The organism is Hamadaea flava (genome assembly GCF_024172085.1).
GTDB classification, from domain to species: domain Bacteria; phylum Actinomycetota; class Actinomycetes; order Mycobacteriales; family Micromonosporaceae; genus Hamadaea; species Hamadaea flava.
On the sequence record NZ_JAMZDZ010000001.1, the window covers coordinates 5,423,316 to 5,449,265 of the forward strand.

At 70.9% G+C, this 25,950-nt stretch carries 26 protein-coding genes and 1 tRNA gene; 20 read left to right on the forward strand and 7 right to left on the reverse strand.

Features of this window, described 5'->3' with window-relative positions; translation table 11 throughout:
* Positions 1-17: 17 nt before the first annotated feature.
* Positions 18-962: a MazG nucleotide pyrophosphohydrolase domain-containing protein gene (locus HDA40_RS25545; protein ID WP_253760091.1), complete on the reverse strand. Its 945-nt coding sequence runs from the start codon at positions 960-962 to the stop codon at positions 18-20.
* Positions 962-1,660: a hypothetical protein gene (locus tag HDA40_RS25550; protein ID WP_253760092.1), complete on the reverse strand. Its 699-nt coding sequence runs from the start codon at positions 1,658-1,660 to the stop codon at positions 962-964. The genes HDA40_RS25545 and HDA40_RS25550 overlap by 1 nt, the downstream gene beginning before the upstream one ends.
* Before the next feature lie 152 nt (positions 1,661-1,812).
* On the opposite strand from HDA40_RS25550, the gene HDA40_RS25555 reads away from it, so the two are divergent.
* Both HDA40_RS25555 and HDA40_RS25560 read left to right on the forward strand, forming a co-directional pair.
* Positions 1,813-2,937, forward strand: coding sequence for a hypothetical protein (locus HDA40_RS25555; protein ID WP_253760093.1), 1,125 nt, complete (start codon positions 1,813-1,815; stop codon positions 2,935-2,937).
* Between the two features lie 94 nt (positions 2,938-3,031).
* Complete coding sequence (locus HDA40_RS25560; protein WP_253760094.1) at positions 3,032-4,633, forward strand: DUF885 domain-containing protein; 1,602 nt, start codon at positions 3,032-3,034, stop codon at positions 4,631-4,633.
* Between the two features lie 24 nt (positions 4,634-4,657).
* Here the strand turns inward: HDA40_RS25560 and HDA40_RS25565 are convergent, their stop codons facing one another.
* The gene (locus HDA40_RS25565) at positions 4,658-5,350 is read right to left on the reverse strand and encodes a hypothetical protein (protein ID WP_253760095.1); all 693 of its coding nucleotides are present in this window, start codon (positions 5,348-5,350) and stop codon (positions 4,658-4,660) included.
* Between the two features lie 194 nt (positions 5,351-5,544).
* Here HDA40_RS25565 and eno point away from each other — a divergent pair, with 194 nt between their 5' ends.
* The 14 genes from eno to HDA40_RS25635 all read left to right on the forward strand — a co-directional run bounded on the left by eno (position 5,545) and on the right by HDA40_RS25635 (position 18,303).
* Positions 5,545-6,825, forward strand: a complete 1,281-nt coding sequence (gene eno, locus HDA40_RS25570) for a phosphopyruvate hydratase (RefSeq protein WP_253760096.1) — start codon at positions 5,545-5,547, stop codon at positions 6,823-6,825.
* A 66-nt stretch (positions 6,826-6,891) separates the two neighbouring features.
* Positions 6,892-7,422, forward strand: a complete 531-nt coding sequence (locus HDA40_RS25575; protein WP_253760097.1) for an FtsB family cell division protein — start codon at positions 6,892-6,894, stop codon at positions 7,420-7,422.
* Between the two features lie 182 nt (positions 7,423-7,604).
* Complete coding sequence (locus HDA40_RS25580) at positions 7,605-8,120, forward strand: DUF501 domain-containing protein (protein WP_253760098.1); 516 nt, start codon at positions 7,605-7,607, stop codon at positions 8,118-8,120.
* Positions 8,113-8,622 (forward strand): amino-acid N-acetyltransferase, encoded by a 510-nt coding sequence (locus HDA40_RS25585; RefSeq protein WP_253760099.1) that lies wholly within the window; start codon positions 8,113-8,115, stop codon positions 8,620-8,622. The genes HDA40_RS25580 and HDA40_RS25585 overlap by 8 nt, the downstream gene beginning before the upstream one ends.
* On the forward strand, positions 8,619-9,533 hold the full coding sequence (locus HDA40_RS25590) for a Ppx/GppA phosphatase family protein (RefSeq protein WP_253760100.1): 915 nt from the start codon (positions 8,619-8,621) through the stop codon (positions 9,531-9,533). Before HDA40_RS25585 ends, HDA40_RS25590 begins: the two co-directional genes overlap by 4 nt.
* A gap of 18 nt (positions 9,534-9,551) precedes the next feature.
* Complete coding sequence (locus HDA40_RS25595; RefSeq protein WP_253760101.1) at positions 9,552-10,802, forward strand: MFS transporter; 1,251 nt, start codon at positions 9,552-9,554, stop codon at positions 10,800-10,802.
* Between the two features lie 197 nt (positions 10,803-10,999).
* Complete coding sequence (locus HDA40_RS25600; protein ID WP_253760102.1) at positions 11,000-11,674, forward strand: dienelactone hydrolase family protein; 675 nt, start codon at positions 11,000-11,002, stop codon at positions 11,672-11,674.
* A 164-nt stretch (positions 11,675-11,838) separates the two neighbouring features.
* The gene (locus HDA40_RS25605) at positions 11,839-12,543 is read left to right on the forward strand and encodes a uracil-DNA glycosylase (RefSeq protein WP_253760103.1); all 705 of its coding nucleotides are present in this window, start codon (positions 11,839-11,841) and stop codon (positions 12,541-12,543) included.
* Complete coding sequence (locus HDA40_RS25610) at positions 12,540-13,229, forward strand: DUF4129 domain-containing protein (protein ID WP_253760104.1); 690 nt, start codon at positions 12,540-12,542, stop codon at positions 13,227-13,229. The genes HDA40_RS25605 and HDA40_RS25610 overlap by 4 nt, the downstream gene beginning before the upstream one ends.
* Positions 13,226-13,786, forward strand: a complete 561-nt coding sequence (locus HDA40_RS25615) for a hypothetical protein (RefSeq protein WP_253760105.1) — start codon at positions 13,226-13,228, stop codon at positions 13,784-13,786. Before HDA40_RS25610 ends, HDA40_RS25615 begins: the two co-directional genes overlap by 4 nt.
* A complete protein-coding gene (locus HDA40_RS25620) occupies positions 13,783-14,874 on the forward strand; it encodes an AAA family ATPase (RefSeq protein WP_253760106.1) in 1,092 nt (363 codons plus the stop codon). The genes HDA40_RS25615 and HDA40_RS25620 overlap by 4 nt, the downstream gene beginning before the upstream one ends.
* Before the next feature lie 59 nt (positions 14,875-14,933).
* Positions 14,934-16,289, forward strand: coding sequence for a DUF58 domain-containing protein (locus HDA40_RS25625; RefSeq protein WP_253760107.1), 1,356 nt, complete (start codon positions 14,934-14,936; stop codon positions 16,287-16,289).
* Positions 16,286-16,843, forward strand: a complete 558-nt coding sequence (locus HDA40_RS25630; RefSeq protein ID WP_253760108.1) for a hypothetical protein — start codon at positions 16,286-16,288, stop codon at positions 16,841-16,843. Before HDA40_RS25625 ends, HDA40_RS25630 begins: the two co-directional genes overlap by 4 nt.
* A gap of 71 nt (positions 16,844-16,914) precedes the next feature.
* Entirely contained in the window at positions 16,915-18,303 is a 1,389-nt protein-coding gene (locus tag HDA40_RS25635) for an NAD(P)/FAD-dependent oxidoreductase (protein ID WP_253760109.1), read from the forward strand.
* A gap of 122 nt (positions 18,304-18,425) precedes the next feature.
* On the opposite strand, the gene HDA40_RS25640 is transcribed toward HDA40_RS25635, so the two are convergent.
* Positions 18,426-20,240, reverse strand: coding sequence for a DUF6311 domain-containing protein (locus HDA40_RS25640; protein WP_253760110.1), 1,815 nt, complete (start codon positions 20,238-20,240; stop codon positions 18,426-18,428).
* A 60-nt stretch (positions 20,241-20,300) separates the two neighbouring features.
* On the opposite strand from HDA40_RS25640, the gene HDA40_RS25645 reads away from it, so the two are divergent.
* Together HDA40_RS25645 and HDA40_RS25650 are read left to right on the forward strand one after the other, a co-directional pair.
* A tRNA-Leu gene (locus HDA40_RS25645) sits at positions 20,301-20,381 on the forward strand.
* 1 nt (position 20,382) lies between these two features.
* Positions 20,383-20,676, forward strand: coding sequence for a hypothetical protein (locus HDA40_RS25650; RefSeq protein ID WP_253760111.1), 294 nt, complete (start codon positions 20,383-20,385; stop codon positions 20,674-20,676).
* A gap of 102 nt (positions 20,677-20,778) precedes the next feature.
* Here HDA40_RS25650 and HDA40_RS25655 read toward each other — a convergent pair whose 3' ends face one another.
* From HDA40_RS25655 to HDA40_RS25665, 3 genes are read right to left on the reverse strand one after another with little or no spacing between them, the layout of a single operon-like run.
* Positions 20,779-22,026: an acetyl-CoA C-acetyltransferase gene (locus HDA40_RS25655; RefSeq protein WP_253760112.1), complete on the reverse strand. Its 1,248-nt coding sequence runs from the start codon at positions 22,024-22,026 to the stop codon at positions 20,779-20,781.
* A 38-nt stretch (positions 22,027-22,064) separates the two neighbouring features.
* Positions 22,065-22,859: an SGNH/GDSL hydrolase family protein gene (locus tag HDA40_RS25660; protein WP_253760113.1), complete on the reverse strand. Its 795-nt coding sequence runs from the start codon at positions 22,857-22,859 to the stop codon at positions 22,065-22,067.
* Positions 22,856-23,989 (reverse strand): SGNH/GDSL hydrolase family protein, encoded by a 1,134-nt coding sequence (locus HDA40_RS25665; RefSeq protein ID WP_253760114.1) that lies wholly within the window; start codon positions 23,987-23,989, stop codon positions 22,856-22,858. Before HDA40_RS25665 ends, HDA40_RS25660 begins: the two co-directional genes overlap by 4 nt.
* A gap of 64 nt (positions 23,990-24,053) precedes the next feature.
* On the opposite strand from HDA40_RS25665, the gene HDA40_RS25670 reads away from it, so the two are divergent.
* Together HDA40_RS25670 and HDA40_RS25675 are read left to right on the forward strand one after the other, a co-directional pair.
* Positions 24,054-24,452 (forward strand): YkvA family protein, encoded by a 399-nt coding sequence (locus HDA40_RS25670; RefSeq protein ID WP_253760115.1) that lies wholly within the window; start codon positions 24,054-24,056, stop codon positions 24,450-24,452.
* Between the two features lie 42 nt (positions 24,453-24,494).
* Complete coding sequence (locus tag HDA40_RS25675; RefSeq protein WP_253760116.1) at positions 24,495-25,862, forward strand: cystathionine beta-synthase; 1,368 nt, start codon at positions 24,495-24,497, stop codon at positions 25,860-25,862.
* Positions 25,863-25,950 lie beyond the last annotated feature (88 nt).

Sequence of the window (25,950 nt, forward strand, 5' to 3'; positions counted from 1 at the left end):
CGCGGAAATGACCCTGATCATGAAGTCAGCTGTCGGAGTGCCTCGCGAAGAGCGTCGACGGCGTCCTCGTCCCGCGACGACTGCGCCAGCGTCGCCAGCGCGCTCGCCAGCGACGTCGTCGCCCGGGGCGGATGCGCGGCCCGTTCGGCCGCCTTGACGGCGTTCCAGTTGGCGACGATCTCCTCGAGGTCGTCGGTCTCTCGGCCCGGCTCGAAGACGTGCGGGTTCCGGCGGATCATCTTCTCGACGAACTCGCCGGCCACGTCGTCGATGGTCCAACGCTCTTCGTCGGGGAGTTCCTCGGCCATCCGGGCGTGCAGCAGGACCTGCAGCAGGACGTCGCCGATCTCCCCGCGCAGCGCGTCGAGGTCGTCGGCCCGGATCGCGTCGTACGCCTCGTACGCCTCCTCCAGCAGGTAGCGGGCGAGGGTCTGATGGGTCTGCGAGCGTTTCCACGCGTCGTCGGCGTGCAGACGGTCCATGACGGCGACCGCGTCGAGGAGCCGGGCGCCGGGCGGATCCCAGGAGCCGTAGAGCAGCTCCATCTCGGCGAGTTCCGGATTGCTCGCCAGCTTGAGGCCGAGCTCCCGGGCCAGTCGCTGGTCGCCGTCGGGCCCGGCCAGCCAGACAACCGTGCCGCCGCCTTCCACGGAGGTGCCGCCGTCTTCCACGGAGGTGCCGCCGTCTTCCACGGAGGTGCCGCCGCCTTGCACGGAGGTGCCGCCGTCTTCCACGGAGGTGCCGCCGTCTTCCACGGAGGTGCCGGCGGCGGCCAGGAGCGCCGCGGCGGTCGGCGACGGCAGGATCGTGACGTCAGCCCCGTTCGCGCGCAGCGCGGTGGTCTGCGCGTTCTCGGCTCCGGCCAGCACCGGGTACGCGCGTACCAGGTCCCACGCCTGTGCGGTGAGCAGTCCAGCCGGCAGCCGAGGGGAGGTGACGAGCAGGACGATTCGCGCCGTCATCAGCTCTGGACGGCGCCGGTTCCACCAGCGGCGGTCTCGGACGGGGCCGGCGTGGGCGCGTCGACGACGCTGTCGTTGGCGGAGTCGCCGAGCTGCAGGACGACCGGCACGTTGCCGGGCGCGCCGACCGAGATGCTCAGCGCCCGGTAGCGGGGGCTGACGGAGATGTCCTGGTTGGCGGTGGCGTCGGCCCACATCCGGCGCAGCGCCAGCGTCTGCACGACCTCCTGGCTGCCGCTGAGCTCCGGCTTGACCTGCTCGAAGGTCACGTTCGGCTGGATCGCGCCGTACTTGATCGCGTCGTCGTAGAACCAGCGGAGGTCCTCGTCGGTCACCTTGACCCCGGCGTCGGGCGCGCCGTAGATGCAGCTGTGCATCTCCAGCCGCAGCCGGCCGATCTCGGTGGACTGGTCGAGCCCTTCGGTCGACAGCGCCTGAGCGCCCTGCTGCGTGTTCGGCGAGAAGCCGGCGTCGGCGGCGAACTGCTTGCAGGCGTTGGCGAGCACGAAGCTCAGCACGACGCCTTCTCGCGTGATCCGGCCCCCGGTGCTGTCGACCATGTCGGTCACCTGAGCCTCGGTGAGCCGGCTGTCGCCGACGTACGCCGCGGCGCTCGGCGCCGATCGGCAGCCGGCCAGGGCGAGCGCGGCCAGGGCGCCGGCCACGGCGGCAGTGGTCAGTCGGCGGTGTGTACGCACGGCGGCCTCCAGAAATCGACAGTCCGGCAGGCAGCTTACTCATGGTCGGGATCTCAGGGAGAGTTCGGGGACGCGGTGGATACCCAAGCGGCGTGTCGCACGGCAGAATTCCCTGAACGTTCGTGCCCCTTCTATCGAGACGAGTTGACCCAGTGACGATCTTGACGTTGCCGCCCACGGACTGGGCTCGCATCGCCATCTCCGGGCCGACCGAGGAGCAGCGCCCCGCCACGGTGCTGCTGGTCTACCGGTTGTGGCTGGTGGCGTTCATCCTCAAGATGCTGGGCTCCACCTGGGACATGTCGTGGCACTTCAAGTGGCTGCGCGACGACCTGGCCCCGCCGCATCTGCTCAACACCGTCGGCACGGTCCTCGCCGTCGCGCTCGTCATCTTCCAGGTGCGTACGGGAGTGGGGGTGGACAAGCGGGCGCGCAACCTGATCGTCCTGGGCACCGGCCTGTTCCTCATCGCCATCCCGATCGACATCGTGAACCACCGGGTCAACGGGCTCGACATCACCGCCTGGTCGCCGAGCCACGCGCTGCTCTACATCGGCACCGCCTTCATGATCCTCGGCGTGGCGCACGGCTTCGGGATCAGCACCGCGGAGGGCCGCGTACGCACGATCGGGCTGGGCCTGGCCTGGTTCTTCTTCCTGGAGAACGTGCTCTTCCCGAGCCAGCACCAGGAGTACGGCGTGCTGTCGCTGAAGGCGTACCTGGCCGGCAAGCCCTATGCGGAGCCGATCCTGCTGCAGTTCGCCGCCGACCAGATCAACCGTCCGGTCGACACGATCGCGATCACGAACTTCTCCCTGCCGGTCGGCTCGTGGGTCTACCCGGTCTGGCTCGTCGGGGCGGCGATGCTGGCCCTGGTCGCGGCGCGGATCTTCGTCGGCGCCTGCTGGACGGCGACCGTTCTCGCGGCGGCGTACGTCGCGTACCGGTGTGTCGTCTGGGGCATCCTCTACGGCACCGGCTTCCCGCCCTCGGCCGTCCCGTTCGCCCTGCTCGCCGGGGCGATCGCGGTCGACCTCGCGTTCCTGCTCGGCACGGTGAGCGGCGCTGAGCGTACGCTCCCCGGCCGGGTCGGCGTGGCCGTCCTTGGTGCGACGCTGACCGCGGCGGCCCTCGGTGCGGCTCTGTACCTCCAGGCTGAGCTGGTCGCCCCGCCTGTTCGGTACGCGGTCCTGCCGCTCGCCGCGCTCGCGCTCGCCGCCGGGTGGACCGCGTTGACGTTCCGCCGCACCCCCGCCGAAGCGGCCCCGCAGAGTTAGCCACCAGATCACGGTTACGCATGCCAAACCCGCCACGGCAGGCATGCGTAACCGTGATCTGCACCCGGGGGTGGGCGGCCGGTAGGGTCAGGGGATGGAGTTCGCGCCGCTCGCCGAGAAGATCGTCGACGCCGTCCTGGAGTCGGACCCCGTCGCCGCGAACTACGCGGGCGACCACCGGTTCGACCATCGTCTGCCCGACCTGAGCACCGAGGGCGTCGCCGCCGACGTGGCCATGCTGCGCGAGGCCGCGCACGCGTTGTCCCAGGTGGACGTGGACGAGCTGGATCCGGCCGAGCAGGTCGACCACGAGATCCTGTCGAGCATCGTCGACCGGCAGATCTTCGAGCGGTCCGATGTGCGCGAACACGAGTGGAACCCGCTCGTGCACAATCCGGGCGCGTTGCTGCACGCGCTGATGTCCCGTCCGTTCGCCCCGGTCGAGGAACGGCTGGAGTCGCTGGCCCTGCGGCTCGCCTTCGTCCCGGACGCGCTGGCCACCGCGCGTACCCTGCTCGACGGGTGCCCGCAGGTCCACTTGGAGACCGCGGTCGGCCAGTTCCAGGGCTCCGCCGAACTCATCCGCGACTCGTTGCCGCCGATGGTCGCGCAGGTCCCGGGCCTGGAGTCGGTGGTCGGCCCGGTCGCCGACCAGGCGGTCCGCGCGTTGGAGGAGTTCTCCGGCTGGCTCGGCCGGCAACGTCCGGCGCGCGATCCGCGCTTGGGCCGCAAACTCTTCGAGGCCCGCCTCTGGCACACCCTCGACACTCAGCTGTCCGCGGCCGAGGTCCTGGATCGCGCGGAGGCCAACCTCGAGCGGGTCACGGAGGAGATCCGCGAAGCGGCGTCCGGCGTCGCGGGGGGTCCCGCCTCCGACCAAGGGGTACGCGCAGCGTTGCGGTCGTTGTCCGAGCAGCGGCCGGCCAACGACACGGTCGTGGAGCTCGCCCGGGTGACGATGGACGAGACGACCGAGTTCGTCCGGGCGAACGAACTCGTCTCGCTGCTCGACGACCCGTGCGTCCTCGAGGAGATGCCCGAGTTCGCCCGCGGGGTGGCCGTGGCGTACTGCGACGCGCCGGGGCCGCTGGAGACGGCGGACGTGCCGACGTTCTACTGCATCGCGCCGACGCCCCGGGACTGGTCGCCGGAGCTGGTCGAGTCGTTCTACCGCGAGTACAACGACCACATGGTCCGGAACCTCACCGTGCACGAGGCGATGCCGGGCCATTATCTGCAGCTCGCGCACGCCCGCCGCTACCGGGGTTCGACCCGCGTACGCGCGCTGGGCTCCTCCGGCCCGTTCGTCGAGGGCTGGGCGGTGTACGCCGAGGAGATCATGGCCGATCACGGCTTCGGCGGCCTGCCCGTACGCCTGCAGCAGCTCAAGTTGCAGTTGCGGATGACGATCAACGCGATCCTGGACCAGCTCGTGCATTGCGAGGGGCTGGCCGAGGTGGACGCGATGGCGTTGATGACCGAGCGTGGGTTCCAGGAGGAGGGCGAGGCGGCCGGGAAGTGGCGGCGGGCGCTGTTGACCTCGACGCAGCTGTCGACCTACTTCGTGGGCTGGTCGGAGGTGTCGGCGATCGGCCGCGCCCGCCCGGCCGGCACGCCCGCCCGGCAGTGGCACGACGCCATGCTCGCCCACGGCTCGCCGTCGCCGCGCCACCTGCGTACGCTGCTCGGGCTGTGAGCCCGGCGGACGGGGCGGCGGGACTCAGAGGGCGGAGATCGACGGCTGGGGTTCGGTCGTGGCGAACGAGTCCTCGGCCGCGCTCGCGCTGTACTGGGTCATCGCGAACTCGATCGGCGTTCCGTCGACCGTGCCGATGAAGCTGCCGAGCACGTTGTCGGTGGTCACGCAGACCTCGAAGTCGTAGGTCTTGCCGTTCTTCTCGCCGCTCGCCTCGACGCAGCTGGCCGGGCGGCCGGCGATCGTGGTGTCGCGCTGCTGGATGTCGCTTCGCAGGTCGAGGGCGGCCGCCGTGAGCAGCGCGCTGACCTTCTGCGCCGACAGTAGGCCGTGCTTGAGCAGCTCAGTGGCATCGGCCTGCGGGGTGGCCGAAGCGGGGGCGGCGGTCATCGTGCAGACGGCCGGAGCGCCGGAGCACTTCGTGGTGGCCTGCGGGGTCAAGATCATCGATCCCCCCGTCCATTGGTACGCCGTTCGCCGGGGCTCCTTGGACTGCGTCACCGTCGCCATCGCCCCGCCGGCGAGCTGGTAGCGGGCGGTGTAATCGGCGGCAGGCGGCTGGTTGAGCCGGGCCGCGAGATCGTTGACCAGGTCGGTGCGGTCGATCGGCGGCGTACCGCCTCCGCAGCCGGTCATGGCCAGCAGACCGGCCACGATCGGGCCGGCCAGGATGAGCAGAGTGGTGTGCCGCCGTAACCGGCGCTCCCCGGGTCGCACGCTACTCACCCTTGCTCATGAGATCGATTCGCCGCAACGTGGATGTCCGATTCCCGAAACAATGCGGAGAATCTCCGTTCAGTCGGCGTACTCCTGGCCGAACGGCGTCCGGTCGGCGGGACCGCGATAGGCTGCGGGTGATTTCGCACCGCAGAGTCGCGGCGCCCAGAGCGGACATCACGAGGAGCAACACTGTGGCCACCATCGAGGGATTCGTCGCACGGGAGATTCTCGACTCGCGGGGCAACCCCACCGTCGAGGTGGAGATCGGCCTCGACGACGGCACCATCGAGCGCGCCGCCGTCCCGTCCGGCGCGTCAACCGGCGCCTTCGAGGCGCTGGAGCTGCGGGACGGTGACAAGGGCCGGTACAGCGGCAAGGGCGTGCAGAAGGCCGTCGCCAACATCACCGACAAGATCGTCGACGAGCTGATCGGCTACGAGGCGAGCGAGCAGCGCCTGATCGACGCCAAGATGCTGGAGCTGGACGGCACGCCGGACAAGGCCAACCTCGGCGCGAACGCGATGCTGGGCGTCTCGCTGGCCGTCGCCAAGGCCGCCGCCAAGAGCGCCGAGCTGTCGCTGTTCCGCTACGTCGGCGGTCCGAACGCGCACCTGCTGCCGGTGCCGATGATGAACATCCTCAACGGCGGGGCGCACGCGGACTCCAACGTGGACGTCCAGGAGTTCATGGTCGCCCCGATCGGCGCGCCGACCTTCGCCGAGGCGCTGCGCTCGGGCGCGGAGGTCTACCACGCGCTCAAGGCGGTTCTGAAGAAGAAGGGCCTGTCCACCGGCCTGGGTGACGAGGGCGGCTTCGCCCCCGACCTGCCCTCCAACGCCGCCGCCCTGGACCTGATCGCGGAGGCTGTCGCCGCCGCCGGGTACGCCCTGGGCAAGGACATCGTGCTGGCGATGGACGTCGCCGCGACCGAGTTCTACAAGGACGGCTCGTACGTCTTCGAGGGCGCTCCCAAGTCCACCGACGAGATGATCGCGTACTACGCGAAGCTGGCCGAGTCCTACCCGATCGTGTCGATCGAGGACCCGCTGGCCGAGGACGACTGGGCGGGCTGGTCGTCGATCACCGCGCAGCTCGGCTCGAAGCTGCAGATCGTCGGCGACGACCTGTTCGTCACCAACCCGCAGCGCATCGCCCGGGGCATCGCCGAGGGCGCGGCCAACGCCGTCCTGGTGAAGGTCAACCAGATCGGCACGCTGACCGAGACGCTCGACGCGGTCGAGCTGGCCCACCGCAACGGTTACCGCTGCATGATGAGCCACCGGTCCGGCGAGACCGAGGACACCACGATCGCCGACCTCGCCGTCGCGACCGGGTGCGGCCAGATCAAGACCGGCGCTCCGGCCCGGTCCGACCGGGTCGCCAAGTACAACCAGCTCCTGCGCATCGAGGAGGAGCTGGACGACGCCGCGCGCTACGCGGGCGCGGCCGCCTTCCCGCGGTACAAGGGCTGACTCGCTGACGCTCCCGGGAGCGCAGGAGACCGCCGGAGAAGAGATCGATCCGGCTAAGGTGAACGCATGACGCAGCGCCGGACGCCGAGTGGGCAAGGACCCGCACGGCGCTCCGGCGCGCGGATCACCCGAAGCGGCCGATCGGCGGCCCGGCCGGCCACCGCGCGCCGTACGGTCTCGGCCGGAGCGGCCGCGCGGACGACCGCCAAGGGCCAGCGCCGGTTGACCGGGCGCGCCGTGATCCTGCTCGTCGTGCTGGTCGCGCTGGCTTTGGCGTACGTGTATCCGCTGCGCGTGTATTTCGGCCAGCAGGACGAGATCTCGGCGCTCCAGGCGGATCAGGCGCGGCAGCGGGCCCACATCGCCGAGCTGGAGCAGACCCGGCAGAAATGGGACGACCCGGAATACGTCCGGATCCAGGCGCGGCGGCGGCTGTTCTACGTCCGCCCCGGTGAGGTGCCGCTGGTCCCGATCTGGGCGCCGGAGTGGGCCGCCCGCGAGGCCGGGGTGCAGCCCGAACCCGCCGAGAACTCGGATCGGCCCTGGTACGAGACTCTGTGGGGGAGTGTCGGCGCCGCCGGCTCGAAGACCGAATAGCGTCAAGGACCGAGCGGTGCCGCTTGTCACCGTGCCGCCGGCTCGAAGACCGAATAGCGTCAAGGACCGAGCGGTGCCGCTTGTCACCGTGCCGCCGGCTCGAAGACCGAATAGCGTCAAGGACCGAGCGGTGCCGCTTGTCACCGTGCCGCCGGCTCGGAACAGAAGTGATGGGGGAGTAAATGGACCGGGACCTCGTCCCGCTTCCGGTACGCACGCCGGCCACCGCAGAGGATCTCGACGTCGTCGGCCGTCAGCTCGGCCGCCCGCCCCGGGGGACGCGCGCCGTCGCGCATCGCTGCCCGTGCGGCAATCCTGATGTCGTGGAGACCACCCCGCGGTTGGACGACGGGACGCCGTTCCCCACGCTGTACTACCTGACCTGTCCCCGGGCGGTCGCGGCGTGCAGTCGGCTGGAGTCCGAGGGCCTGATGAAGGATCAGCAGGCGCGGCTGGCCATCGATCCCGAGCTGGCGTCGGCGTACCTGCGGGCGCACGAGGACTATCTCGCCAAGCGTGAGGCGATCATGCACGTCGACGAGATCGCGGGGGTCTCCGCGGGCGGCATGCCCAGCCGCGTGAAGTGCCTCCACGTGCAGCTCGGGCACGCGCTGGCCGCCGGGCCCGGGGTGAACCCCATGGGCGACGAGGTGATCGAGACGATCGAACCGTGGTGGAGCGGCGGCCCCTGTGTCTGAGGCGATCGTCCGGCGGGCCCGGACTGGTGACGTGCGCGGCATCCGCCGCCTCGTCGACGTCTACTCCCCGCAGCGGCGGCTGCTCAGCAAGGCGACGGTAACGCTCTACGAGGACGTCCAGGAGTTCTGGGTCGCCGAGCTGGACGGCGAGGTCGTCGGGTGCGGGGCGATCCACGTGATGTGGGAGGACCTGGCCGAGGTGCGCACCGTCGCGGTCGACCCGACCGCGCGCGGGCGCAAGATCGGCCACGCCATCGTCAGCGCCCTCCTGGATCAGGCCCGGGAGTTGGGCGTACGCCGGCTCTTCGCGCTGACCTTCGAGACGGACTTCTTCCGCTCGTTCGGCTTCGTCGAGATCGACGGCGCACCCGTTCCACCCGCCGTCTACGAGCAGCTGCTCCGGTCGTACGACGAAGGTGTGGCCGAATTCCTCGCGCTGGAACGGGTCAAGCCCAACACCCTCGGCAACACCCGCATGCTGTTGCACCTGGAGCCCCGATGACCAGGGTCGCCGCCATCGACTGCGGCACGAACTCGATTCGGCTGCTCATCGCCGACTTCGACGGCGACCGGGCGACCGACGTCAGCCGCCGGATGGAGATCGTCCGGCTCGGCCAAGGTGTGGACGCCACCGGACGGCTTGCTCCCGAGGCGATCGAACGGACCCGGGCGGCGCTCTCGGCGTACAAGTCGGAAATCGACGAGGCCGGTGTCACCGCGGTCCGCATGGTCGCGACCAGCGCGACCCGGGATGCGGCGAACGCCGCCGATTTTCACGACATGGTGCTGGCGACGCTGGGCAGCGAGCCGGAAGTGGTCAGCGGCGAGGAGGAGGCGCGGCTGTCCTTCGCGGGCGCCGTGCGTGGCCTGGACGCCGAGCCGCCGTTCCTGGTGGTGGACATCGGCGGGGGCTCGACCGAGTTCGTGCTGGGCGACAACGCCGGAGTGAGCAGCGCGATCAGCGTCGACATCGGCTGTGTCCGGATGACCGAGCGGCACCTGCACAGCGACCCGCCGGAGCTGGACGAGCTGGCAGCGGCGACCGCCGACATCGGCAAGGCCGTCGACCACGCGTTGACCGTCGTCCCCGGTACGCAGGCCCGCACGCTGGTCGGGCTGGCCGGGTCGGTGACCACGGTGACCGCGATCGCGCTGGGGCTGACCAGCTACCAGTCGGAGCGGATCCATCGGGCGCGGGTGAGCAAGGAGGAGGTCGCCCTGGTCACCGCGGGGCTGGCCGAGATGACTCACGACCAGCGGGCGGGTATCGGCGTGATGCATCCGGGCCGGGTCGACGTCATCGTGGCGGGGGCGTTGATCCTCCGGACGATCATGGAAAAGACCGGTTTGTCCACCGTGCTCGCCTCTGAACACGACATCCTCGACGGGATCGCGTTGTCGCTCCTCCGGTAGCCGGTAGGGTGAGCGATCATGAGCGCGCTCACCCCGCTGCGCCACGCCCCCTTCCGGTACCTGTTGCTCGGCCGCACTAGCAGCATGCTCGGCAACTCGGTCGCCCCGATGGCGTTGGCCTTCGCCGTCCTCGACCTCACCGGGTCGGTCCGCGACCTCGGTTTCGTGGTCGCCGCCCGATCCCTGACGAACGTCGTCTTCATCCTGTTCGGCGGCGTCCTCGCCGACCGCCTGCCCCGGCGGCTGGTCATGATCGGGTCGAACACGCTGGCCGCGCTGACCCAGGGCGTGGTCGCGATCCTGCTGTTCACCCATTCGGCGACGTTCGGGCTGCTGATGGCCCTCGCCGCGCTGAACGGACTGGTCGCGGCGTTCTCCTTCCCGGCGATGTCGGCGATCGCCGGTCAGGTCGTCCCGGACGAGATCCGCCAGCAGTCCAACGCCCTCATCCGGCTGTCGGTCAACGTCGTCGGCATCGGCGGCGCGGCCGTCGGCGGCCTGCTCGTCGCGGCGTTCGGCTCCGGCTGGAGCATCGCCATCGACGCGGCGTCCTTCGCCCTGGCCGGGGTGTTCTTCGCCTTCATCCGGGTGCCGTCGGTCCGGGCCGCCTCGACCGGAGAGCGGGCCTCCACACTGCACGAGTTGCGGGTCGGCTGGCGTGAGTTCGTCGCCCGGCCCTGGCTGTGGGCGGTGGTCGCCGGATTCTGCGTCCTCAACATGATGCTGTCCGCCGGACTGTCGGTGCTCGGCCCGTCCGTCGCCGACGAGCACTTCGGGCGTACGGCGTGGGGGCTCATCGTCGCGGCCGAACTCGCCGGGCTCGCCCTCGGCGGGCTGATCGCCCTGCGCCTCAAGGTACGCCGCTTCCTGCTGGTCGGCGTGATCGCGATGGCTCCCGTCGTCCCGGTGCTGCTGGGCCTCGGCCTCACCCCGTACGCCCCGCTGCTGATCGGGCTGAACCTGCTGGCCGGGATCGGCATCGAGATCTTCGGGGTCTCCTGGGAGACGAGCATGCAACGGCACGTCCCGGCCGACTTGCTGGCCCGGGTCTACTCGTGGGACATGCTCGGCTCGATCGTGGCCGTGCCGATCGGGCAGGCCGTCGCGGGACCGGTCGCCGCCGCGGTCGGCACGCCGGCCGCGTTGGTCGGCGCGGGGGTGCTGAGCCTGGTCGCCGTGCTCGGGATGGTGCTCGTTCCCGCCGTGCGCAACCTCGACAACACGCCCGCACCGGCTGCGGAACCGTTGGTGGAACCAGCTTCGGTGTGACGCCGTCTGCGCTCACAGCGAGTCGCCGCACGTGACACGCCGTCAGCGCCGTCGAGCGGCGGAATTCGGCACGTGAGGACCGTGACTTTTACATCTGACGCCTTCCCCTGGGTGGGTAGAGCGTGGTTGGCTACGCCCAACACGTCCTGACCCTGGGCGAACGGCCAACGACGTCTGACCGACAGGAGGACCCATCCGTGGGCGAAAAGGTGAGCTTCGGTTCGGGCAGCGAGGGCTACCTCGCGCTGCCGGACGCCGGTGACGGTCCGGCGGTTCTGGTCATCCAGGAGTGGTGGGGACTGGTCTCGCACATCACCGGGTTGGCCGATCGGTTCGCCGAGGCCGGTTTCGTCGCGCTCGCCCCGGACTTCTACCACGGTGAGAACACGACCGAACCGGATGAGGCTCGCCGGCTCCTGATGCAGTTGGCGTTGCCGCAGGCGGCGGCCGACATCGCCGGGGCGGCGGCGTACTTGCGGGAGCTGCCGCAGGTCACGGGCGGGGTCGGCGTGGTGGGTTTCTGCGCCGGGGGCAGCCTGGCGCTGTGGTCGGCGACGGTCGCTCCGGAGCAGATCGCCGCGGTGACGGCGTTCTACCCGGGTGGGTACACGGAGAAGCTCGCCCCCCGATGGTCGGCGTACGCCGACAAGCCGGTGCTGATCCATTGCGCGGCGGAGGACGGCACGTCGGCCGCGCCGCACATTCAGGCCGCGGTCAAGGGCATCGAGGAGGCGGGCGGCACCGCGACGGTGTACGACTACCCCGGCACCGACCACGCCTTCTTCAACGACGACCGGCCTGAGCACTACCATCGGGAGGCCGCGACCCTGTCGTGGGCACGAACGCTGGACTTCTTCCGCAGCACCCTGTAGGACTCCAGCAAGAGACTTGCGGCCCCCGATTCTCCTTCCCCGGGGGCCGCTTTACGTACCCGGCACCCGGGCGTTCCAGGTATGCCCGGCCTTACGTGCGGGGCGGGGCCGCTTTACGTGCGTTGGGGGCACGGCCGCAGCGCACAGACGGCTAGGCTGTGCCGGTGACCGCCGCCGACTTAGCCGTATTGGACGAGCAGGTCACCCACTGCCGAGCCTGTCCTCGGCTGGTCGAGTGGCGCGAGAAGGTGGCGCGGGAGAAACGCGCGGCGTTCCGGGACCAGACCTATTGGGGTCGTCCCGTGCCCGGCTTCGGCCCGAGCGACGCCCGCATCCTGATCTTGGGGCTCGCGCCGGCCGCACACGGGGCGAACCGTACGGGCCGCATGTTCACCGGCGACCGGAGCGGTGAGGTCCTCTACGCGGCGCTCTACCGCGCCGGACTGGCGACCAAGCCGGTCAGCCTGAGCGCCGACGACGATCTGCGGCTCGTCAAGACTCGGATCACCGCGCCGGTGAAGTGCGCCCCGCCCGCGAACAAGCCCGAGACCTCCGAACGCGACAACTGCGCGCACTGGCTCCACCGCGAGATTCGCGATCTGCCCGAACTCCGGGTCGTGGTGACGCTCGGCGCGTTCGGCTGGGCGGCGTGGTGGCAGGCGCAGGAACCGGTCTACGGCGTACGGCCCCCGTCGCCTCGGCCACGGTTCGGCCACGGCGCGGTCCATCGCACGCCCGGACAGCCGGTCGTCCTCGGTTGCTACCACGTGTCGCAACAGAACACCTTTACCGGACGTCTCACACCCGCCATGCTGGACGACGTGTTCCGGCAGGCTCGGTCGCTCGCCGGAGAGGAGTCGCGGGGGTGAACGTGCTGCGCCGCTTCTGGCCGCTGACGGCGGCGGTGGCCCTGCTGGTGATCGCGGGGTTCGCCGCGGCCACCGGCTCCCTGCCGTTGCGTCCGGCGCCGTTGCAGGGCGAGCCCGTCAACGAGCCGCCGCCTACCTGGGACCCGCATCTCGCCTCCCAGGAACCGCCGCGGACGCCCGGCACCGCCGCGCAGCGCATCGAGGTCTCCCCGGCGCTGATCCTCGCGGTCCAGGCCATCTGCCTGCTTCTGGTGGTCGCGATAGTCGTCCTGCTCGTGGTGCTCATGATCCGCGGGGTGGCTCAGCGCCGCGTCGGCTTCGACGCCCCAGGGGTACGCCCGACGCAGCGACAGACGACCGAGGAGTTGCTGGCCGCGGTGGACCAGGGACTCGTCGAGCTGGACGACGACGGGGATCCCCGGCGGGCGGTCATCGCCTGCTGGGTCCGCCTGGAACGGGCGGCCGAGGCGGCGGGCGTACCGCGCAAGCCGGGCGACACCTCGACGGACCTCGTGGTGCGGCTGCTCGACTCCCGGGCGATCAACCGGACGGTGCTCAACGACTTCGCCGCCGTCTACCGCGAGGCGCGCTACTCGCCGCACCCGGTGACGACGGCCACCCGTGACGACGCGCGGGCCGCGTTGCGGCTGCTGCGGGACGAGCTGGGAGCGGAGCGACCGGCATGAGCCAGTCCAGTATCGACGAACTTCTCGGCGGGGCGTACGAGGACGAGGAGCGCCAACAGCGATCCGGCCGGCCCGTGGCCGCGTACGCGAAGGCATTCGGGGCCGCGCTCGCGTTGACGTTCGTCGGCGTGGCCGCCCTGCGTACGGCCAAGCTCGCCGCGCCGGCGTGGTTCATCTTCCTCGTGAGCTGTGCTCTCGTTCTCGTCTACGTCGCCGTCCGCCAGGTACGCCCGCCGCTGCCGTCCCGCGGCGCCGGTCGCCGCCACCTGCCGGACAGCACCCCGGATGGGCTGCGCCACGCGGTGAAGCGGTGGGAGGCCCGGCTGGACTGGTGTCACGCCGACGCGAGTGCGTTCAACCGTAAGGTGATCCCGGCGCTCGGCGAGATCGTCGACGAACGACTGCGCCAGCGGCACGGCATCACGCGCGAGTCCGATCCGGCTCGCGCCCGGAACATCGTCGGCGAGCCACTGTGGACATTTCTGTCCGCCCCGGTACGCCGTCCGCCGGCCCCTCGGGAGCTGGCCAATCTGATCGCCTGGATGGAGCGGATATGACGAAGAACCTCACCCCGGTCGAGGTCGGCCGGGTCGCGGCGCAGGTGCTCGACCAGGTCGGCACCGTCGTGGTCGGCAAGCGCGCCGCCCTGGAGCTGGTCTTCGCGGGCATCCTCGCCGGTGGTCACGTGCTGCTGGAGGACCTGCCCGGACTGGGCAAGACGCTGACCGCGCGGATGTTCGCGCAGGCGCTCGGGCTCGACTTCCGGCGGCTGCAGTTCACTCCAGACCTGTTGCCCGCCGACGTGACCGGGTCGTTCCTCTACGACCAGCGCAGTCATGACTTCACCTTCCGGGCCGGGCCGATCTTCACGAATCTGCTGCTCGCCGACGAGATCAACCGGACGCCGCCGAAGACGCAGGCGGCGCTCCTCGAGGCGATGCAGGAGAAGCAGGTCTCGGTGGAGGGCGTGACCTATCGGCTGGAGGCGCCGTTCCACGTGCTCGCCACGGCCAACCCGATCGAGTACGAGGGCACCTACCCGCTGCCCGAGGCCCAGCTCGACCGGTTCCTGCTGCGGGTCAGCTTCGGCTACCCGGACGCCGCCGAGGAGTGGAGCGTGCTGCGCCGCCGGATGGCGCGCCAGCGTGAGGAGGCCGTCGTCGAGCCGGTGGTCGACGCGGCGACCCTGTTGCAGATGCAGGCCGCGCTGGAGACCGTCGAGGTCGAGGACTCCATCGGGCACTACATCGTCGCGCTGACCGCGGCGACCCGCTCGCACCCGTCGGTGCTGGTCGGCGCCTCGCCCCGAGGTTCGCTCGCGTTGATGCTGCTGGCGCGGGCGCGGGCGGCGATGGCCGGCCGTGACTACGTCATCCCGGAGGACGTCAAGGAGGTCGCCGTCCCGGCGCTGGCCCACCGGATCACGCTGCGGCCGGAGATGTGGCTGAAGCGGGTCGACCCCGGTTCGGTGGTCACCGACGTGCTCGCGTCGACGCCGGCCCCGGCGAGCGGAGCGCTGCCCGCGTACGGGCACGCCGGTGCGCCTGGTCCCCGGCCGAGCCCCGCCCGGCCGCAGGGCGAGGAGTGGGAGTACGCCGAGTCCGACGAGCCGGCCGAGCCCTACCGTCACCCGGCGCGAGGCTGACCTTGGCGCTACGACCGGCCGTTCCGCGTACGCCCCCGCCGGCGGCTCCCTCGGAGGAAGTGACCCAGGACTGGCACCCGACCCGGGCGCTCGGCCGTGCCCTGCTGCTCATCGGGTTGCTGCTGGTCGCGGCCGCCCTGTTCGGCCGGGTCGACCTGGTCGTCCTGGCGGTCCCGTTCGCCCTGAGCGTCGCCTGGGGGCTGTCCCGGCGGCCCACCTCCGTGCCCGGTCTACGCCTGGCGACCAGCGAGGAGTATGCGACCGAGGGCAGTTCGCTGACGACCACCCTCACGATGGCGAACCGCGACGTGGTGGCGTACGACATCGCGATCGCCCGGACCCAGCACTCGGCGTGGCTGGAGTTGACCGCGGAGGGTTCGGGCGCCAAGCCGGACCGGCCCGTGGTGGCGGCGCTGAACAGCAACGAGGCGGCGGCGGTGGTGCTGGCCGGGCCGGCGCGACGTTGGGGGCGGCACAGCATCGGCCCGGCGGCGGCGGTCGCGGCGGCCTGCGGAGGTCTGCTCGCCTGCCGCGCGGTCGTGACGGGTTCGCTCGGCTTCAAGGTGTTCCCGGTGACCGAGGCGTTCGCGGCCGACGACGCGATGCCACGGGCCGCCGGCCTGGTCGGGCAGCATCGGTCGCGACGGCCGGGCGAGGGCGGCGAACTGGCCGGCGTACGCGTCTTCGGGCCGGGCGACCGGCTGCGGCGCATCGACTGGCGGACCACACTGCGGACGCGGCAGTTGCACGTCGCGCGCACGTTGTCCGACCGGGACGCCGAGGTCGTCCTCGTGCTCGATCTGCTCGCCGAGGCCGGGGTCTCCGGTGGGGCGGGCGCCGGGGAGCCTCTTGGGCGAGCCGCCGGGAGCGCAGTCAGAAAATCCAGCGTGATGGATATCACCGTACGCGCGAGCGCCGCGATCGCGGAGCACTACCTGACGTTGGGCGACCGCGTCTCGATGATCGAGTACGGCGCCGGCGCGCGCCGGTTGCGTCCGGCGTCCGGTCGTCGGCAGTACATGATGGTGCTGGAGTGGCTCCTCGACGTCTCCCCCCGCCAGGTCGTACGCGTGCCGGGGGAGAGCCGGATGTCGACGGCGATCTCGCCGAACGCCCTGGTCGTGGTGATGACGCCGCTCCTCGACGCCCGGTCGGCCGACATGGTCGCCGGGTTGGCTCGAGCCGGCCGCTCGGTCGTCACGGTCGACACGCTGCCCCCCGGGCTGCATCCGGCGACGCCCGGACCGTGGACCCAGTCGGCGTACGGCATCTGGCGGCTCGAACGGGCCAACACCATCGGCCAGCTGCGGGAGCACGGCGTACCGGTGGTGGCGTGGGCCGGCACGGGCAGCCTCGACCTCGTGCTCCGGGACGTGGCCCGGATGGCCGGCCGAGCCCAGGGAGCACGCCGATGAACGGGTACTTCGAGCGCGTCCTGACCGCGGTGTCCCGAATCACCCCGGCGACGCTCCTGGTCCGGGGTGCGGTCTTCGTCTTCACCACGGCGTGCCTGGTCATGGCCATTCCGTCGTTCCTGTTCGGGCCGCGGCCGATCTTGGCCGCCGCCGTTTTGGCCCTGGTGGTCGCGCTGGCGCCGGGCAGCCGGATCGTCACGGTGGTGCTGCTGCTGGCCGCGGTCGGCTGGGGCGCGGCCTGGCTCGGGCGGCTGGCCGAGATCTCGCCGCTCGAACTGGTCGCCTTCGGCAGCCTGCTCTACCTGGCCCACTCGTCGGCCACGCTCGCCGCGCTCATCCCGTACGACGCGGTGGTCACGCCCGAGGTTCTCGTCCGGTGGTTCGTCCGGGCGCTCGCGATCGTCGCGGCATCGGCTGTGATCTCTCTCGCTCTGCTCGTCGGCATCTCGGCGCTCGCCGGGTTCAACGGGGCGGCGATCGCCTCGCTGCTCGGCCTCGCAGCCGCGGTCGCCCTGGTCACGGTGGGGGTCAGACTGGTACGCACACGCGGCTGACCTGCGTGTGCGTGGTCACAAGTTGCCTTGCTGAATCGGCATCGACACAAAGACGCGGGAAAATAGTTCTCGTGAAGCCTCAGCGCATCCTTGTGGTCGGTGCCGGACATGTCGGGCTCTACGCGGCCCTCCGCCTGTCTCGCAAGCTCAGTTCCCGCGAGGCTGAGGTGATCATCGTCGATCCCCAGCCACACATGACCTACCAGCCGTTCCTCCCCGAGGCGGCGGCCGGCAACATCTCCCCCCGGCACTCCGTCGTGCCCATCCGGCGGGAGCTGAAGAAGTGCAAGATCGTTGCCGGTGAGGTCACCAAGATCTCGCACGGCGCCAAGACGGCGACCGTGCAGCCCTACGTCGGCCCGGCGCTGGAGCTGGAGTACGACCACGTCATCGTGGCCCCCGGCAGCGTCTCGCGTACCCTGCCGATCCCCGGCCTGCGCGAGACCGGCGTCGGCTTCAAGACCATCGGCGAGGCCATCTGGCTGCGCAACCACGTTCTCGACCGGCTCGACGTCGGCGCCAGCACGAGCGACCCCGCCGTCCGCAGCCGGGCGCTGACCTTCGTCTTCGTCGGCGGCGGCTTCGCCGGCATCGAGGCGCTGGCCGAGATGGAGGACATGGTCCGCGACGCCATCAACCGGTACTACCCCGAGTTGTCCCCGGACGACGCCCGGTGGGTGCTGGTCGAGGCGGCCCGGCGCATCCTGCCCGAGGTCGGCCCGGAGATGGGCGCGTACACGGCGGAGCAGTTGACCAAGCGCGGCATCTCCGTCCGCCTGGACACCCGCCTGGAGTCGTGCGTCGACGGACTCGTGAAGCTGTCCGACGGCGACGAGTTCGTCACCGACACCCTGGTCTGGACGGCCGGCGTCAAGCCCAGCCCGATGCTGGAGGCGACCGACCTGCCCCGTAACCAGCGTGGCGCGGTCACCTGCCTGCCGACCCTCCAGGTCGTCGACGGCGACCGGATCATCGACGGGGCGTGGAGCGCGGGCGACTGCGCGGCTGTTCCCGACATCACCGGTACGCCGGACCAGAACGGGCAGCTTCCGTTCTGCTCGCCGAGCGCCCAGCACGCGGTACGCCAGGCCAAGCGCATGGCGGACAACATCCGGGCGTCGGTCCGGGGCAGCGGCCTCAAGCCGTACCGGCACAAGCACGTCGGCAGCGTGGCCAGCCTCGGCCTGCACAAGGGCGTCGCGCACGTCTACGGCGTGAAGCTCAAGGGCTGGCCGGCCTGGATGATGCACCGGACCTACCACATGAGCCGGATCCCCTCGGTCAACCGGAAGGTCCGCGTGATCGCCGACTGGACCCTGGCGCTCTTCCTCCGCCGGGAGGTCGTGCCGCTGGGCAGCCTGCACACGCCGCACCAGCCGTTCGACGAGGCCGCCGCGACGACCCCGCCGCGAGTCGCGACCGTGCCGGTTCCTCCCGTACGCGAAAAGGTCGGCGTCTAGCCAGCCGCTTCCGCGCTTCGGCGTGGGATGCGTTTGAGCGCTGGATCAGGGATGTGCGTCGTATCTTGGGCAAAGATTCGACATAGATCCCTGATCCAGCGCTTTTGTGTCGGTGGGGGCGGTCAGCGCTTGATGCGCCAGACGGTGGCGTCGGCGATCTGCTCACCCGGGCCGAGCAGCCGGTTCATGGTCATCAGCAGGGCTTCTTCGTGCGGGGTGGCGGTCAGCACGACACAGTCGGCCTTCCAGTACGCCAGATCGCGGCGAGCCAGCGCCCGATCGGTGTCGTTGACGTCCCGCGCCCGCCCGGTCTTGGCGACGTCCGCGATGAGCAGCGACGTCGGCCGCTTGAAGGTGCCGATCGAAGCCCGGCGGGACCGCCCGTACGGCCCGATGAAAAAGCCCTCGGGCATCCCGAAGGCCACGTTGGTGGCGACGGCGTACCGCATGGGCTCCGGCGCCGGTGGGGTGGCGATCGGCACCGGCACGATCACCCCGCCTTCCGGCGCGCACTCCCGCCAGTGGCCTTCGCTGTAGAAACGGGGAACGGCAGGGCGCTCCGTCGTAGGCAGCGTCATGGGCAGCAACGGCGCCAGCGAAGCCAGGACCAGCGCCGGTACGCCGTACCGCAGCATCGGGGTGGGCCGGGTGCGTACCTCCTCGATGAGGAGGACCAGCAGGATCGCGATGAGCGGGACGGCCGCGAGCGCGAACCGCATCGGCAGTGCGCCGTCCACGATCGGCAGGCCGTGGATGATCCGGTAGAGCCCGGGGATGCCGGTCTTCTCGCGGTCGATCACGATCTGCGGGCCGAGCGACAGCACGCACATGATCAGCGCCGCGACCGCGCAGGCGACCGCGATCGCCTGACGGCGCAGCCAGATGATCGCCACGACGGTCACGATCAGCAGCGGCCAGCCGAGGAACGTGTTCAGCTCGGTGTAGCCCGTGGACAACCGCAGGCTGTCCGGCGAACCCGCGATCGACAGCGGCGAGAAGGCCCCGAAGCTGGCCAGGTCGGCGTAGAAGTAGTCGGGGCTGAACGGGCCGTCCGGCACGCTCTGCCGCCCGGCGAACTGGGTCAGCAGCGGCCCGGCCAGCAACGCCGCGGCGACGCCGGTCGCGACGCCCAAGCCGGCCAGGAACCGCCCGATGTCGGCGCGAGCCGGTCGCCGCATCACCGCGTACACGATGGTGATGACCAGAAGCGTGAGCGCCGTGAGGAAGAGCGTCTCCTCGCCGATGAGGACCTGGAGGGTGACCAGGACCGCGAGGATGAGGCCGCTGACGACGGCGCGGTTGCGCACGCCCGCCTGCGCCGCGCGCCACATCCGCACGACCGCCCAGACCATCGCCGGCACCAGCCACTGGGCCGTGATGTGGAGGTGGGCGTTGGACTGCGAGATCATGCCCGGCGCGAACCCGCAGAGCGCCGCGCCGACCGCCGAGGCGAACCGACCGGCCCGCAACGTACGCGAGAAGAGCAGGTACCAGGCGATCGCCGTGCCGGCCAGGTTGATCGGGACCAGGAGGGCGAACGTGACGGGCGCGCCGAACAGCAGCGTGATCGGGGCGAGCACCGTCCCGAGCGCGATCACCGTCGTGTTGGCGAGTAGGTTCACGCCGTCCGGCGAGTTGAGCCGGTCGGTGACGAGACTGAAGTCGCCGGTCCAGATGTGCGTGTCGTACGCCAGGAACCACTCGTACAGCGCCTGGTCGGTCGGGTTCTGCCCGAGCGCGCGGCCGTGTGGGTCAGCGAGCAGATCGTGGACCAGCCAGAAGGCGAACCCAGCGAAGACCGCCATCACCACGACGTCACACAGCCACGACCGGCGGACCACCTTGATCAGGCGGTCGCGCAATCCCTCGGTGATGTCAGGAGCCGGAGCCTCCACCGAATCCCGGAGTGGCGTGCGGAGCGGAGCGGTGCGCGTCACGGTGCGACCCTACCGTGACTACGGGGATCCGGTAGTTCTGCGTTACGGTGATTGCGCTGCGCCCAGGTGGTGGAACGGCAGACACGGCTGGCTTAAACCCGGCTGCCGCAAGGCGTGCGGGTTCGAATCCCGCCCTGGGCACATGGAGACGGAAACTTTGGCCGGCCAGGCCGACCTGCTCGTCCGGCAGGTGACGCATTGGACCCCGGCCCGCTGGTCCGGCCGCGGCGACGCCGTGTACGCATTGGTGCAGCGACTGGCGGACGCGGCAGCCGCCGCCGAGGGTCAGCCGCGCCGGCCGGTGCCCCGCCTCGCCGACACCGTCCTCGCCGACCAGGTCCGTGTCATCGTCGCCGACCTGCTCGCCATTGCCCCCTCCGGCGCTGTCGCCGACGCGCTCGCCGCGGACATCCGCTCCACGCGCCTCGCCCTTTAGTGCTTTTTGGCAACAGATCAGGGATGTGCCTGGAATCTTGAGTCAAGATCGCATGCATATCCCTGATCTGCCGGTAAGGCCGTGCCCGGTGAAGCGGACCGGTCAGCTGAGGCGTTCGAGGATCATGGCCATGCCCTGTCCGCCGCCGACGCACATCGTCTCCAGGCCGAACTGCTTGTCGTGCCACTGAAGCGAGTTGATCAGCGTGTTGGTGATGCGGGCGCCGGTCATGCCGAACGGGTGGCCGACCGCGATCGCCCCGCCGTTGACGTTGACCTTGTCGAGGGGCAGCCCGAGTTCCCGGTAGGACGGGATGACCTGAGCCGCGAAGGCTTCGTTGATCTCGGCCAGGTCGATGTCGTCGATGGTCATCCCGGCCCGGGCGAGCGCCTGCCGGGTGGCGCCGACCGGCCCGATGCCCATGATCTCGGGGCTCATCGCCGTCACACCGGTGCTGACGATCCGGGCCAGCGGCGTGATGCCCAGTTCGCGGGCCTTGGTGTCGGACATGATCACGACAGCGGCCGCGCCGTCGTTCAGCGGGCAGCAGTTGCCGGCCGTGACCCGGCCGTCGGGCCGGAAGACCGGCTTCAGTCCGCTGACCGCCTCCAGCGTCACGCCCGGCCGGGGGCCGTCGTCGCCGCTCACGACGGTGCCGTCCGGCGTCGTCACCGGCGTGATCTCGCGCGCCCAGAAGCCGTCCGCGATCGCCTTCTCAGCCAGGTTCTGGCTGCGTACGCCGAATTCGTCCATCTCGGCGCGGGTGATGCCGTGCAGGTCGGCGAGGTTCTCCGCGGTCTGCCCCATGGCCATGTAGATGTCGGGCAGCTCGCCGTCTTCGCGGGGGTCGTGCCACGGCTCGGTGCCGCCCTGCGCCCGTTGGGCGGTGCGCTGCACGGCCGCGTCGAACTTCGGATTGCGCCACGAGCCGCCGACGAGCGCCTGTGCCTCGGGCGGCAGGCCGTCGGAGCTGCCCCGGGCGAAGCGGGAGACCATCTCGACGCCGGCGGAGACGAAGATGTCACCCTCGCCGGCCTTGATGGCGTGGAAGGCCATCCGGGTGGTCTGGAGCGACGAGGCGCAGTAGCGCGTGACCGTCGCGCCGGGCAGGAAGTCCATGCCGAGCAGGGTGGAGACCACCTTCGCCATCTGGTGGCCCTGCTCGCCGCCGGGCATGCCGCAGCCGAGGTAGAGGTCGTCGATGGAGCGCGGGTCCAGTTGGGGCACCTTGGCCAGCGCCGCCTGGATGATGGTCGTGGTGAGGTCGTCCGCACGCAGGTCGCGCAGCGAGCCCTTGACGGCCCGGCCGATGGGGGAGCGGGCGGTGGCGACGATGACGGCTTCAGTCATGGTTCCAACCCTACTGGCGAGTAACTAGCCTGCCAAGGTCAGGGGAGTGTCGGGCTGACCCCGGCCGCGTGCGCGACCGCCGGGAGCAGGGCGTACGCCCAGACCCGGTAGCCGTCGGCGGACGGGTGGTAGCGGTCTTCACAGAGCGTGGCCGGATCGGCTCGGAAGACGGGGCCGGTCTCGGCTCCGAGGTCCACGACCGCTCCGCCGGCGGCGTGCACCGCGCGTATCTGGGCGCGGGCGACCCGGCGACCCAGCCAGCCGACCACCTGCCGCAGCGGCGGGGCGATCGCGCGAGCGGCTCCCATGTCGGGGCACGTCCCGACGACCACTTCGACGCCCGCCTCGCGAAGCCGGCGTACGGCCGCGCCGAGGTGCGTCGCCGCCTCGCCCGGCGAGCGCAGTCCGATGACGTCGTTCGCGCCGACGAGGATGACCGCCACGTCCGGGCGCAGGCCCAGCAACGCCCGCGCGACCTGGGTGGCGAGATCCGACGAACGGGATCCCGAGACCCCGACGCTGGACAGCTCGACCCGGCGGCGCGGTTCGCCGCCGACCGGATTGGACAGCAGATCGGCGAGCTGACCGCCGACGGTGTCGGCGACCCGGTCGACGCCCACGCCGAGGGCGGCCGAGTCGCCCAGCATCACCAGGCGCAGGGGCGGGGCGACGTCGGCCCCGATGCTGGCCCGGACGTTGAGCCCCAGCGCGGGCTGGGCGTACGAGCGCCGGCGCGCCACGATCGCCTCGGCGGTCAGCAGCGCGGCGCCGCCGACGGTGCCGGCGACCAGGGCCACCACCGTCGCCTTCCCGACCCGCTTGAGCAGGCTCATGTCGGCTGTCCCTCCACTCCGTCGCCGCCGACCACCGCTCGATCCGGCGTCAGCCGGGAGGACGGTGGGTCGGCCCTATCAGTCCGGCCGGCCGCCAGATGCTCGGCGGCGGTGCCGCGATGGCCGTCGGCGCGGGCCGCCGCGTCCTCGCCGGGCAGCCGCAGCACCTCCCAGACTCGGTGGCGAAGCTGTGCCCATCGACCAGCCGGGCCGCGGTCCCGCCCGCCGACGGAGACCCCGCTGACCTCCGTACCGGGCAGGCGCACCGCCTCGGCAGCCGCCTCCGGCAGCGACCGTACCCCCTTACCGGCGGTCTGCGCAGCCGGGCGGGCGTCCCCACGATGCATGGCGGCGATGGCGGTGGGCAGCAGAGCGGCGCTGGCGATGGCGTACCCCTCGGCCGATGGGTGGAAGCGGTCGCTGCCGAACATGCGCTGTGGCTCGCGGGCGAACCGCGGCCCGAGCAGGTCGCCCAGCGACACCGTCCAGCCGCCCGCCTCGACGACCGCGACCGTCTGCGCCATCGCCATCTGACGGCTCCAATGCCGGGCCAGCCAGCGCAGCGGCGGCCGGATCGGCTGAACCGCGCCGAGATCGGGGCACGTCCCGACGACGACCTGGCAGCCCGCGGCCCGTAGTTCGCGTACGGCGTTGGCCAGGTAGCGAACGGCGGTGGCCCGGCTGCCGGCGTGCGTCACGTCGTTGGCGCCGATGAGGATGACCGCCAACTCGGCCCGCACCTCGAGGGCCGCCTCCACCTGCGGTCGCAACTGAGCCGAGGTCGCCCCCACGACGGCGAAGGTATGCGCGACGACCGGCCGGCTCAGCCGACGGGCCAGCCCGGTCGCGATCAGGGCAGTCGGGGTCTCCCGGGGACGGAATACGCCAAACCCGGCGGCCGAGGAGTCGCCGAGCACGACCATGGTCAATTCGGGCCCGTCGTGGCGCTGACCGTAGCGGCCGTCCGGCCGGGGCGGCGGCGCCTCCGCCAAGGGGATGATCCGCTTGGCTTGTTCCGCCTGGGCGTACATGACACCCGCCGCCACCAGACCCGCTGTGACGGCGAAACCGCCGCTGTACGCGACGGCCCGTCCGATGGTCTTGACGGCCTTCTTTCCTGCGGTGCTCATGGCGGACTCCGAGTAACGTGAGGCTCGTACCCTTCGGCGTGTGACTCAAGGTTAGCGAGATCAAATGGGACGGACCATCAGGCGTACCGCAGCCTTCACAGCCTTGTGGAAAGCGGTGACCGCGTCGCATCGCGGTGGACCTGGACTGGTCGACCGGGTGTTCAGCGTGCCCCGGCTGGCCTGGGCCTCGTTGCGCGGTCAGTATGACGGCTCCGGCCGGTTCCTGTTGATGGCATTGGCGACCTTGTACGTGGTCTCTCCCATCGATCTCGTGCCCGAGATCATCATGGGTCCGCTGGGACTGATCGACGACGGCATCGTCATCGCCTGGATCGCGGGGGCGTTCCTCTCGGAGACCGACCGGTTCCTGCAATGGGAGCGGCTGTTCCCGAAGGGTCGCCGCCGGGAGCGCCCGACGAGCGCCCGGCCCGGCGACTTCATCGACGGCCAGGTCGTCGACTGATCATCGCGAAATAAGATCATCACCGCGTAATAGGCTCTGGCCATGCGATATGTCGACAACGTTGTTGACCTGATCGGCGACACCCCGCTGGTCCGGCTGCACAGCGTGACCGAGGGTATTCCAGACGGCGGCCCACTCGTGCTCGCGAAGGTTGAGTACCTCAACCCCGGCGGCTCGGTGAAGGACCGCATCGCCACCCGGATGATCGATGCGGCCGAGCAGGAGGGCCTGCTCAAGCCGGGCGGCACCATCGTCGAGCCGACCAGTGGCAACACCGGTGTCGGGCTGGCCCTCGTGGCGCAGCGCCGCGGCTACCGCTGCGTGTTCGTCTGCCCCGACAAGGTCAGCGAGGACAAGCAGAACGTGCTCCGGGCGTACGGGGCCGAGGTCGTGGTCTGCCCGACCGCGGTCGCCCCGGAGGACCCACGCTCCTACTACTCGGTCTCCGACCGGCTCGTCCGTGAGATCCCCGGCGCTTGGAAGCCCGACCAGTACTCCAACCCCAACAATCCGCTGTCGCACTACGAGACGACCGGACCGGAGATCTGGGCCCAGACCGAGGGCCGCATCACGCACTTCGTGGCGGGCGTCGGCACCGGTGGCACCATCACCGGGGTGGGCCGCTACCTCAAGGAGGCCTCCGGCGGTCAGGTGAAGATCATCGGAGCCGACCCCGAGGGTTCGGTCTACTCCGGCGGCACCGGCCGGCCGTACCTCGTCGAGGGCGTCGGCGAAGACTTCTGGCCGACCACCTACGACAAGGGCATCTGCGACGAGATCATCGAGGTCACCGACCGCGAGTCGTTCGAGATGACCCGGCGGCTCGCCCGCGAGGAGGGCCTGCTCGTCGGCGGTTCCTGCGGCATGGCTGCGGTCGCGGCGATCAAGGTGGCGCGCTCGGCGCCGGCCGACGCGGTGATCGTGGTCCTGCTCCCGGACGGCGGCCGCGGCTACCTTTCCAAGCTCTTCAACGACGACTGGATGGCCCGCTACGGCTTCCTCGCGGCGGAGGGCCCGACCGTCGCCGACGTGCTCGCGGCCAAGGCCGGCGCGATGCCGTCGCTGGTCCACGTCCATCCGACCGAGACGGTACGCGACGCGATCGACATCATGCGCGAGTACGGGGTGTCGCAGTTGCCGGTGCTCAAGGCGGAGCCGCCGGTAGTGACCGGTGAGGTCGCGGGCTCGATCGCGGAACGCGACCTGCTGGACGCGCTGTTCGCCGGGCAGGCGCACCTGCACGACATGCTCGACAAGCACATGGCTCCGCCGCTGCCCATGGTCGGCGGTGGCCAGCAGGTCTCCGAGGCGGTCGCGTTGCTGGCCAAGGCGGACGCGGCGATGGTCCTCGTCGACGGCAAGCCGGCCGGCGTCCTGACCCGGCAGGACCTGCTCAACCATCTCGCCTAGGCGAACCGCGCTGCTGGCGGCTCGCCCGAGCGGCTTTCCGGCCCGTCACCGTTTGGAGCGACCCGCGTGCATCCTGCGCGCGGGTCGC